11 protein-coding genes are annotated in these 10,553 nt (G+C 39.7%); 3 read left to right on the forward strand and 8 right to left on the reverse strand.

Going from position 1 to position 10,553, the window contains the following annotated elements:
• Positions 1 to 17: 17 nt before the first annotated feature.
• Together V7201_RS22830 and V7201_RS22835 are read right to left on the reverse strand one after the other, a co-directional pair.
• Entirely contained in the window at positions 18 to 884 is an 867-nt protein-coding gene (locus V7201_RS22830) for a polysaccharide deacetylase family protein (protein ID WP_335379052.1), read from the reverse strand.
• A gap of 37 nt (positions 885 to 921) precedes the next feature.
• A complete protein-coding gene (locus V7201_RS22835) occupies positions 922 to 1,161 on the reverse strand; it encodes a hypothetical protein (protein WP_335379053.1) in 240 nt (79 codons plus the stop codon).
• A 214-nt stretch (positions 1,162 to 1,375) separates the two neighbouring features.
• Between V7201_RS22835 and V7201_RS22840 the strand changes: the two genes are divergently transcribed.
• Complete coding sequence (locus V7201_RS22840; RefSeq protein ID WP_335379054.1) at positions 1,376 to 1,759, forward strand: small peptidoglycan-associated lipoprotein; 384 nt, start codon at positions 1,376 to 1,378, stop codon at positions 1,757 to 1,759.
• A 37-nt stretch (positions 1,760 to 1,796) separates the two neighbouring features.
• Here V7201_RS22840 and lpdA read toward each other — a convergent pair whose 3' ends face one another.
• From lpdA to V7201_RS22865, 5 genes are all read right to left on the reverse strand, one after another.
• Entirely contained in the window at positions 1,797 to 3,206 is a 1,410-nt protein-coding gene (gene lpdA / locus V7201_RS22845; protein WP_335379055.1) for a dihydrolipoyl dehydrogenase, read from the reverse strand.
• A 3-nt stretch (positions 3,207 to 3,209) separates the two neighbouring features.
• Entirely contained in the window at positions 3,210 to 4,583 is a 1,374-nt protein-coding gene (locus tag V7201_RS22850; RefSeq protein ID WP_335379056.1) for a dihydrolipoamide acetyltransferase family protein, read from the reverse strand.
• Positions 4,584 to 4,637: 54 nt separating this feature from the next.
• Positions 4,638 to 5,615 (reverse strand): alpha-ketoacid dehydrogenase subunit beta, encoded by a 978-nt coding sequence (locus tag V7201_RS22855; protein ID WP_335379057.1) that lies wholly within the window; start codon positions 5,613 to 5,615, stop codon positions 4,638 to 4,640.
• Between the two features lie 3 nt (positions 5,616 to 5,618).
• Positions 5,619 to 6,734 carry a pyruvate dehydrogenase (acetyl-transferring) E1 component subunit alpha gene (pdhA, locus tag V7201_RS22860; RefSeq protein WP_335379058.1) on the reverse strand — a complete coding sequence of 372 codons (1,116 nt, stop codon included), beginning with the start codon at positions 6,732 to 6,734 and terminating at the stop codon, positions 5,619 to 5,621.
• A gap of 590 nt (positions 6,735 to 7,324) precedes the next feature.
• The gene (locus V7201_RS22865; RefSeq protein ID WP_335379059.1) at positions 7,325 to 7,999 is read right to left on the reverse strand and encodes a YkyA family protein; all 675 of its coding nucleotides are present in this window, start codon (positions 7,997 to 7,999) and stop codon (positions 7,325 to 7,327) included.
• Between the two features lie 249 nt (positions 8,000 to 8,248).
• Here V7201_RS22865 and V7201_RS22870 point away from each other — a divergent pair, with 249 nt between their 5' ends.
• Positions 8,249 to 8,368, forward strand: a complete 120-nt coding sequence (locus V7201_RS22870) for a YjcZ family sporulation protein (protein ID WP_335379060.1) — start codon at positions 8,249 to 8,251, stop codon at positions 8,366 to 8,368.
• A gap of 133 nt (positions 8,369 to 8,501) precedes the next feature.
• Positions 8,502 to 9,056 (forward strand): peptide deformylase, encoded by a 555-nt coding sequence (gene def / locus V7201_RS22875; protein ID WP_335379061.1) that lies wholly within the window; start codon positions 8,502 to 8,504, stop codon positions 9,054 to 9,056.
• Between the two features lie 86 nt (positions 9,057 to 9,142).
• Here def and V7201_RS22880 read toward each other — a convergent pair whose 3' ends face one another.
• A complete protein-coding gene (locus V7201_RS22880; protein ID WP_335379062.1) occupies positions 9,143 to 9,913 on the reverse strand; it encodes a Cof-type HAD-IIB family hydrolase in 771 nt (256 codons plus the stop codon).
• Positions 9,914 to 10,553: the final 640 nt, after the last annotated feature.

The raw sequence follows: 10,553 nt of genomic DNA on the forward strand, positions 1-10,553 counted from the left end.
CAATAAAGAAACGGCTGCTATTGAGCAGCCGTTTCTTTATTGTCAGGGGTCTCTATTAGATCTGGATCAACTATTTTATATCCTTTATTCTGCAGTCCCTTCACAATGTCACCCAAGGCTGCGCTTGTCCATTCTCTGTCATGCATCAGCAGGTTTGCTCCATTTCTTAGAAGTGGAGTATTGACCATAATATCTGCTATAGCTTCCTTCGATTGGTATGCCTTTTCCCAATCATAACCGTAAGTCCAGTTCATCAGCAGCATCTTTTCTTCAGCAGCAATCTTCTTGCTGTATTCAGTATTCATCCCGAACGGTGCTCTGAAAAAGCGTGGACGCTCTCCAATCAATTCTTCTATCCTGTCATTTAAGCCAACAATTTCAACTCTTTGCTGTTCCTCTGTCAAATCCTTTAAAGATTTATGATTGTACGTATGATTCCCAATTGGAAAGCCCATTTGGTGAATCTGTTTCAGAACTTCACCTTCTTCAGGTGTATCAATAAAATGACCATTGACAAAAAAGATCGCTTTTACATTCAAATCCTTCAAAACTTTCGCCATTGCTAAAGCATTTTTATCTGGAGCATCGTCAATTGTCAGCAGGACTATTTTCTCGTTGGGATTGCTAATAGCCTGGATAGAGAAGTCGTCTCTCATTTTATACTCTGATTTCGTTGGTGGCGGATCAGGATTCGTGCTTTCATCCGCAGGCTGCTCATCAGGCTTTACCACTTCTTCGGTTTCTTGATTTTTGATTTCTTCTTTCTTTTCTTGTTTCTCAGGTGCTACGGTCTCTTTATTTTGATTTTCATCCTTTTGAGCTTCATTTGCTCCGCAGCCTCCTAATAGAACAACGGCAGCAAACATTAAAATTTTTTTCTTCAAACATTATCCCTCCTGCTGACATTACCCTGGTGTAAATTTAAACAATAACAGACATTGTAAAATGAAACGAAGCATAGATAGCAAGGCTGGCCAGGGTAATGATAAACGTCTTCTTTGTCGATCTCATTATGTAGTTGCCTATTATAATTGCTAAATAGAAAAACACTAAGAACATAATAACATTATAAATGGGATGATCATGTTTTGACAGCCATTCAATAAATGTATACCCACTCCAAATGATCAATTGCAGCAAGACCACTGTATACACCTTCACACCTTCCACCACCATTACTTAAATAATCTCTTCCCTAGCTTTCGGAAACAAAACATATGGGTTGTTTATATTATATGTCTATGTCCCAGGGATATTTTTCATTTATGTAACATTTCAATAACATCTCATTTTTTGGGAAATTGCTATGATAGAATATGGACAACTATTAACCGTATATTTTCACCGAATCCGAAAAAAAGTGAGGCAAAGAGAAATGAAAGGCTTATCTTTTGTTTTTGTCGCTTCGTTCCTTTTCCTAACGGCTTCCTGTAATCCAGTAAATGATTCTGATGATTTAATGCTGAGTGAAGGTATAAAGCAAGTAGTCTTTTTTTCAGATGAAAAGGACTATAAGCATGAAGCCTCTTATTATGATGCGATTATTGAATTAAAGAAACAATATCCAACTGAATTTGATAATATGATGGTCATAAAAGCTTCGAATGCTAAAAAATACTATGAAATATTTGAGGTGGAACAATTCCCAGCAATACTTGTTGTACATGGAGACAAGGTGATTGCCAATGTTAATGGCACTGTTACTAAGGATGAAATCATTGAACCGCTTTCAGCTGTACTCCAAAATGATTATAAATAAAAAAATCCTTTCCAGATGGAAAGGATTTTTTTATCTATTATTTTACGATATGAATTGGGTTTCCTAGAGCTACTTCTGCAGCTTCCATTGTGATTTCTCCAAGCGTTGGATGTGCGTGGATTGTCATTGCAAGATCTTCTGCAGTCATACCTGCTTCAATCGCTAGGCCAAGCTCTGCTATCATGTCTGATGCATTAGGTCCAGCGATTTGGGCACCGATTACAATACCGTCTTCTTTACGAGTAATAAGCTTCAAGAAGCCGTCTGTCTGGTTAAGTGAAAGCGCACGGCCATTAGCTGCAAATGGGAATTTAGCTGCAATGATATCCAGTCCTTCATCTTTTGCCTGCTTTTCAGAGTATCCTACAGATGCCAATTCTGGATCTGAGAATACTACAGCTGGAATAGCTAGGTAATCAATTTCAGATGGATGTCCAGCAATTGCTTCTGCTGCAATTTTACCTTCATAGGATGCTTTGTGTGCTAGTGGCGGTCCCTCAACAACGTCGCCGATTGCGTAAATGTTGCTTACATTCGTGCGGCATTGCTTGTCGATTTTAATGACACCACGGTCAGTCATTTCTATGCCAACTTGCTCAAGTCCAAGCTCATCAGTGTTTGGCTTCCTTCCTACCATGACAAATACGTAATCAGCTTCAACTTTTTGCTCTTCGCCTTTAGCTTCGTACGTTACAGTCACACCAGTATCAGTTTCCTCTACGCCTTTAGCAAGTGCCTTAGTGATAATTTCAGCACCTTTTTTCTTAAGATTGCGTTTTACAAGAGCAGACATCTGCTTCTCGAAACCGTTAAGAATTTCATCAGCGCCTTCAAGGATTGTTACTTTTGTTCCAAAGCTAGCATATGCTCCGCCAAGCTCCGTTCCGATGTATCCGCCACCGATTACTACAATGCTCTCAGGCAGTTCCTGAAGATTCAATGCGCCAGTAGAATCAAGTACACGCTTAGTATATTTGAATGCAGGAATCTCGATTGGACGAGAACCAGTTGCAATGATTGCATTTTTGAACGTATATGTCTGGGCAGAATTCTCATCCATTACACGAATCGTGTTGGCATCCACGAAATACGCTTCGCCTCTTACGATGTCGATTTTGTTGCCCTTCAATAAACCTTCAACGCCGCCAGTCAACTTCTTTACTACACCTGCTTTGAACTCCTGGACTTTAGAGAAATCAAGCGTTACGTTTTCAGCTTTAATTCCCATGTCTTCAGAGTGCTTAGCATTTTCAAATCTATGGCCTGCAGAAATAAGAGCCTTTGAAGGAATACATCCAACATTTAGGCATACGCCACCAAGAGTTGCTTTTTCTACGATTGTAACTTTTTGTCCCAGCTGGGCAGCACGAATGGCTGCCACATATCCGCCAGGACCTGCACCGACGACAAGAGTATCAGTTTCGATTGGAAAATCTCCTACTACCATTTATTACCCCTCCATTAACAATAGTTCTGGATCGTTCAATAGACGTTTGATATGGTTCAATGCATTCTGTGCCGTTGCGCCATCGATCATGCGGTGATCGAAGCTTAGAGAAAGCGCAAGTACAGGAGCAGCAACAATTTCCCCATCCTTAACTACTGGCTTTTCTGCAATGCGGCCAATTCCAAGGATTGCAACTTCCGGATGGTTGATAACCGGAGTGAACCACTGTCCGCCAGCAGAACCGATGTTAGAGATAGTGCAAGATGCACCTTTCATTTCAGTTGGAGCAAGCTTTCCATCACGAGCTTTTCCTGCAAGTTCATTAATCTCATTTGAAATTGAGAATACAGACTTACGGTCAGCATCTTTAACGACAGGAACTAGCAACCCTTTTTCTGTATCAGCAGCAATACCGATATTGTAATAGTGCTTATGAACGATTTCGCTTGTAGCATCATCTAAAGAAGTGTTCAATGCTGGGTATTCACGTAAAGCACTTGTTAATGCTTTTACCACGTAAGGAAGGAATGTAAGCTTAATTCCTTTAGCAGCAGCAACTTCTTTGAAATTTTTGCGGTGTGCAACAAGTTTTGTAACATCTATTTCATCCATAAGTGTAACGTGAGGAGCTGTCTGCTTAGAGTTAACCATTGCTTTGGCAATCGCTTTTCTGATTCCGCTCATCTTTTCACGTGTTTCAGGGTACTCACCTTGAGGAAGTGCTTTTGCAGCTGCAGCCTTAGGTGCTTCTTCTGCTGGTGCAGCTTGTTGAGTCTGTTCTGCCTGTGGAGCAGCTGCTGCAGCAGCACCACCATTCATGAAGCTATCAATATCTTCCTTGCCAATACGGCCATTTTTGCCTGAACCGGCAACCTGGCGGATATCAACGCCTTTTTCACGAGCGTATTTACGTACAGAAGGCATAGCTACGATGCGGCGGTTAGGGTCAACTTCTGCTTGTGGTGCAGCAGCAGCGCCAGCACCTGTTTCAGCTACAGGAGCCGGAGCTTCAGCAGCTTCTTTTTTAATATCCTGTCCAGCTTCTAATGTAGATTGAACCTGAGCTTCTGTTTTTTCTTGCTTTGGTTGTTCTGCAGGTGCATCTTCCTCGTCACCTTTAAACTTAAGATCTTCATATCCAGGTGCATCGAAAGTTACTAGTACCTGTCCAACTGTAGCGACTGTTCCTTCTTCAACTAATACTTCTTCTACTGTACCAGCAACTGGTGAAGGAATTTCGACTACCGCTTTATCATTTTGCACTTCACATAGTACATCGTCTTCCTGAACTTTATCGCCAGGCTTTACGAACCACTTGACAATTTCACCTTCGTGAATGCCTTCACCGATATCAGGCAGTTTAAATTGGAATGCCAATGGAATTCACCCTCCTATTTTTGTAACCTATGATCAATTTCAACTTCTGTATTATTAGAATGTAAGGACTTTCTTAGCCGTTTCAATTACATCTTTGTAGTTAGGCAGCCATACAGTTTCTGCTTGAGAGAATGCGAATACTGTATCTGGAGCAGCAACACGCAATACTGGTGCTTCCAGGCTTAAGATTGCACGGTCATTGATTTCAGCAACAACGTGAGCCGCAATACCTGACTGTTTTTGCGCTTCCTGAACAACGATCGCTCTGCCAGTTTTTTCAACAGATGCCACAATTGTTTCAATGTCAAGAGGCATGATTGTTCTTAAGTCGATTACTTCAACAGAGTGACCTTCCTTTTCAAGCTCTTCTGCTGCCTTAAGGGATTCGTGAACCATTGCACCATAAGTAATGATGGATAGGTCTTTACCTTCTCGTTTCACATCTGCTTTTCCTAATGGAATTGTGTACTCTTCTTCAGGTACTTCCTGGCGGAATGAACGGTAAAGCTTCATGTGCTCTAGGAAAATAACCGGGTCATTGTCACGAATTGCTGAAATCAGCAACCCTTTTGCATCATATGGAGTTGATGGAATGACAATTTTAAGACCTGGCTGCTGCGCAACCATTCCTTCAAGACTGTCAGCATGCATTTCTGGCGTATGTACGCCACCGCCGAATGGCGAGCGGATAGTAACAGGTGAGTTGTAACGGCCGCCTGAACGGTAACGCATACGAGCCATTTGACCAGCAACAGAGTCCATTACTTCGAATATGAAACCAAAGAATTGGATTTCAGGAACTGGGCGGTAGCCTTGTAATGCAAGACCGATTGCAAGACCTCCGATTCCAGATTCTGCAAGTGGAGTATCGAATACGCGATCTTCACCAAATTCATTTTGAAGTCCTTCAGTAGCACGGAATACACCGCCGTTTACTCCTACATCTTCCCCAAATACAAGTACATTAGGATCGTTGCGAAGTTCTGTGCGCAACGCATCTGTAATCGCTTGAATCATTGTCATTTGAGCCATGGCTTACTTCGACTCCTTCTCTTTATATATTTCATACTGTTCTTGTAGATGATTTGGCATTTCTTCATACATGATTGAAATCAGGTCAGTAACCTTTTGCTTAGGAGTATTGTCAGCTTCTTTGATTGCTTCCTTAATATCTTCCTTAGCCTTTTCAATTGTTTCGTTTTCCATATCTTCATTCCAAAGGTTTTTATTTTCAAGGAACTTACGGAAACGAACAAGTGGATCTTTCTTTTCCCACTCGTTATCCAGGTCAGCTGTACGGTAGCGAGTTGGGTCGTCACCAGCCATTGTATGTGGGCCATAACGGTAAGTCAGAGTTTCGATCAACGTAGGTCCTTCGCCATTGATGGCACGCTTACGTGCATCAAGTGTCGCAGCGTATACTGCGAGCGGGTCCATACCATCAACCTGGATTCCTGGGATACCAGCAGCAACTGCTTTTTGAGCAATTGTCTTAGCAGCAGATTGCTTTTCAACAGGAGTTGAAATCGCAAAACGGTTATTTTGCACGAAGAAGATTGCTGGTGCTTTGAATGCACCTGCAAAGTTAATTCCTTCATAGAAATCCCCTTGAGAAGCTCCGCCGTCACCAGTGTAAGTAACAGCAACAGACTTGGCACCGCGCTTCTTCATTCCAAGAGCTACTCCGGCAGCCTGGATGTATTGTGCGCCAATGATGATTTGTGGCGAAATAACATTTACACCTTCAGGAATCTGATTTCCTTTGAAGTGGCCGCGAGAGAATAGGAAAGCTTGTGCAAGCGGCAGTCCGTGCCAGATCATTTGAGGCACATCACGATAACCAGGAAGAATGAAATCTTCCTTTTCAAGAGCGAACTGAGATGCTAGCTGGGAAGCTTCTTGTCCAGCTGTAGGTGCGTAGAAACCTAAACGTCCTTGACGGTTTAAGGAAATAGAACGCTGATCAAGAATTCTAGTGTAAACCATGCGCTTCATCAATTCTTGTAATTGCTCGTCCGAAAGCTCAGGCATTGCCGCTTCATTAACGACTTCGCCCTCTTCGTTTAAAATTTGGAACATTTCAAATTGGCTTGAAACATTCTCGAGCTGCTTCATTGCATCAAAAGTGTTGTTTTTTGTTTTAGATGCCATCAGAGCCACCTCTTCCTTTCTTACTACATAAATTTTTAATTGAATATACAGAAATAGGTTACCCAAAATCAGGATAAACTTCCCCGGGTTTCTAAATACATCTGAGCACAAAATTGTACTAAATATACTTATCAGGCTGGAGCGCATACAATGCAGGATGGAAATCTCATGATTTACAGCTATGCATAGGTTGTGAACACACCATTAGTTAGTTTTCCACAGATTAGCTATAAAAAAACTATTATTTGCCCATTTCCATGTCATTTAGACTGTATCAATGGAAATCAAAAATAAAGTAATACAATCAACTCATTCGTTTTTTAGTTTACATCACGAAAATAACTCCGTCAAATACTTAGTTTTATCTTTTTTAATTTTATACACTATCTATATGTTATTATCTATTTTCAGTAACTGTATTAATAAATATTTACTACTGTACTATAATAAATTACTTTTAATTCAAACTGTATTACACAACAATTCACCGCGTTAAACCGGTGGGGGTCAGACCCCCGCGGGTTTAACGCGGTTATGTGGTGAAATAAAAAAACCCACATTTGCATGCAGGCTAATTTGAGTCATTTCATTTATTTTTTTGTCTCGGTATTAACTTCTATTCCCGCCTTTTTATAGAAGTCCATTTTTTCTTTGTTGTAACGATCCGTTCTATCATTGAATTCCTGGTTGTTTTTCAAAACGGATTCATATACTTTGTTCACTTTATTGATTTGCTCCTCAAGCTTTTCGAAGCTCAAATCTTTATCCTTCAGCATTTCGTAAAGCTCTTTATCGTATTGCAGGCCTTGTTTATAATTTTTATATAATTCATCATGGATTTTGTATCTTTCTTTCATTGTTGCCTGTAATTCAGAAGCTTGTTTCTTTAGGGAAGGGTCCTCTATTTCTTCAGCTATATTAGATACATTCTTAAATTCCTGTTCTGACTTTTTTATGCTTTCTTTTTCCTTCTCGATATGTTCTTCTCTCTTGTCAGCTATTGTCAGCGCTTCATCCGCAAGCTTAACAATCTGGTCATATTCCTTCATCCCAAGTGATATGATTTGTTCATAAATTTCTTTTTCCTGCTTTTCTAATTCCACAAGAGGGTCTTGCTGATCTTCAAAAACCTTTTCAGTAGACACCACTTTCTCAAGCTCTTCAAACATTTTTTCCTCTGGAGTTTGCCGATCCATACATCCGGCAAGACTTAATACACCAGCCATCAAAACGATGGATAAACCTATGCTTTTTAAAATGGACAAAATAAAAACCTCCTCACAGATACCAATTTTACTATAGCGATTGCGGCGTGATTTGACAATTAATAAGGAAGTCAGTAAGCTGCCTTCAACATATTCATATAAGCTTGTCCCTTAATAAACTTTATTCATTTATTTTGAAGTTTATGCCTTAGGCGCAAGCCTATACCAAATTTCTTAAACCGCATAGGCTATAGCAATCGACCCATCAGATTTGATGGGCGAAAAACATATAAGAGGAGGGTTTCCTTTATGTACGGTTATGGTTACGGATGTGGTTATCCGGGTGTAGGTTATGGAAGAGGATTCGCTTTAATTGTCGTTTTATTCATACTCCTCATCATTGTAGGCTGCTCTTGCAGGAGATTCTAATCACTAAGAGAAGATGTGTAATAGCATCTTCTCTTTTTGAATATCTAAAGCAAACATTTTTCTAGTTAACTTTTTAATGTTCTTTTGTTAGACTTAAAAATATTACATACTATAGAAACAAGAGGTGAAGTTTATGTTGACGATGGATGATATCGTACGCGATGGACATCCTGTCCTCCGCAATGTCGCGGATGAAGTCAAATTGCCTGCTTCCCAGGAAGACAAGACAATTTTAGAAAGCATGATACAATACGTCAAAAACAGCCAAGACCCGGAAGTTGCTCAAAGACATGGACTTCGTGCCGGAATTGGACTTGCCGCACCGCAAATAAATGTCTCAAAACGGATGATAGCTGTTCATGTTAATGATGAAAAAGGAAACCTGTTCAGTTATGCTCTGTTTAATCCCAAAATCATCAGCCATTCAGTTGAACGTTCTTATCTTGCTGCAGGCGAAGGCTGCCTTTCTGTTGACGAGTCGATTCCTGGTTACGTTCCTAGATATGCTAGAGTCACTGTTAAAGGAACTGACCTTGATGGAACTGAAGTCAAACTAAGGCTAAAAGGCCTGCCTGCAATTGTTTTTCAGCATGAGATTGACCATCTTAATGGCATTATGTTTTACGATCATATCAATAAACAGGATCCTTTCAAAGAAATACCAAATGCATCTCCAATTGAAAGATAAAGCCGAATCAACTTTGATTCGGCTTTTTTTTGAGCTCTTTTCTTACATCTCCAGTTAATGAATGAAGGAATGTAAAGCAGCTCCTATCAGATTAAATTCAATTCCTTCAATCCGTGCCAGATACCATCATCATCAACATCGCGCGTAACCAGGTTGGCATGTTCCTTCAGCTCGGGCACCGCATTCCCCATGGCAACCCCAGTTCCAGCTGCTTTCAGCATTTCAAAATCATTCAAGCCATCGCCAAAAGCATAAACATTTTCAGGCTTGAACCCCAACCTTTCAATCATCTTTTTTATCCCTTCAGCTTTTGACCCTCCTGCTGGCAAAATATCAACAGAATATGGATGCCACCTGATCAAAGTGAAATCAGGATAGGATTCCCTGTAAAAATCCTCATCCCCTTCTTCACAAAATAGCAGAGTTTGATATAAATCCCTGTCCACATAAAAAGCATCATCATGACCCGGATGGGCAAACTTCAAGCCCCCAAGACTCTCTTCAATAAATGCATGGTGTTTCACAGAAGATTTCATGGTTTTGTGATTCATGAATACGACAGGATGTCCTTTTTCCTTTGCTTTAATATAGAGGTCCTCTATCTTTTGAGAACTTAATGGATTTTTATAAATTGGTTCGTTTTCAAAAACAACATACTGTCCATTGAAGCTGACAAAAGAATCAATATCAAGTTCATTTCTCAAACTCTCGAACATAAATGGCGCTCTCCCTGTTGCGATGGCAACAAAGACTCCATTCTCCTTAAGAAGTGTTATTGCCTTCTTGGTGGAAGCCGGTAAATTTTTATCATGGTCCAGCAATGTCCCATCAATGTCAAAAAATACGATTTTACTCATGTTATTCTCCTTTGCTGCATCATTCTTGAGGTATTATCCTATTATCATACAGTTTTTTGGTTGTTTAAAGCAGTCTAGCAAATTTCTAAGTGCATTGTACATAAAAAAGAAAATCTCAACTATGGCAATTCAATGACAATTTATGACATTCCATCATTACCCATGAAAAAATTTTCTATTTCATCATATAATATAAACAAAAAGGTAGGAATTTTAAAAATAATCTTTGCTAAACTTTCCCTTGTTTACTTTACTTTGGACAAGGATAGTTTAAAATAAGAACTAAGGAGATGATCCACTATGTTAAAGAAGCTAAGAAAGAAGCTCTTAAAACAGTGGAAAGATTTGCTTCGTAAAAAAACTATCGCATAAACTTTTGAGCCCTTCAAACTTGCGAAGGGCTCCTTCCTTATTGTAAATTGGTTAATAGCTAAAAAAAAGGATAACACCTAGCAAGTTTATAATTTGATGTACAATTACAATGTAAAAATTGTCAATTTTTTATAAATGGCTTTTTCGTACAGATTGCTGTTTGTCATTTTAATGACCCTTCCCCCTCATTTTATTTGGGTCTTAAACGGAGAGTCTAATATGGTGCAAATGCTGCAATCCATACAAAAAAAAAAGCCCTATAAAATAG

It is taken from the genome of Bacillus sp. JJ1122, assembly GCF_036964885.1.
In the GTDB taxonomy this organism is placed as follows: Bacteria; Bacillota; Bacilli; order Bacillales; family Cytobacillaceae; genus Mesobacillus.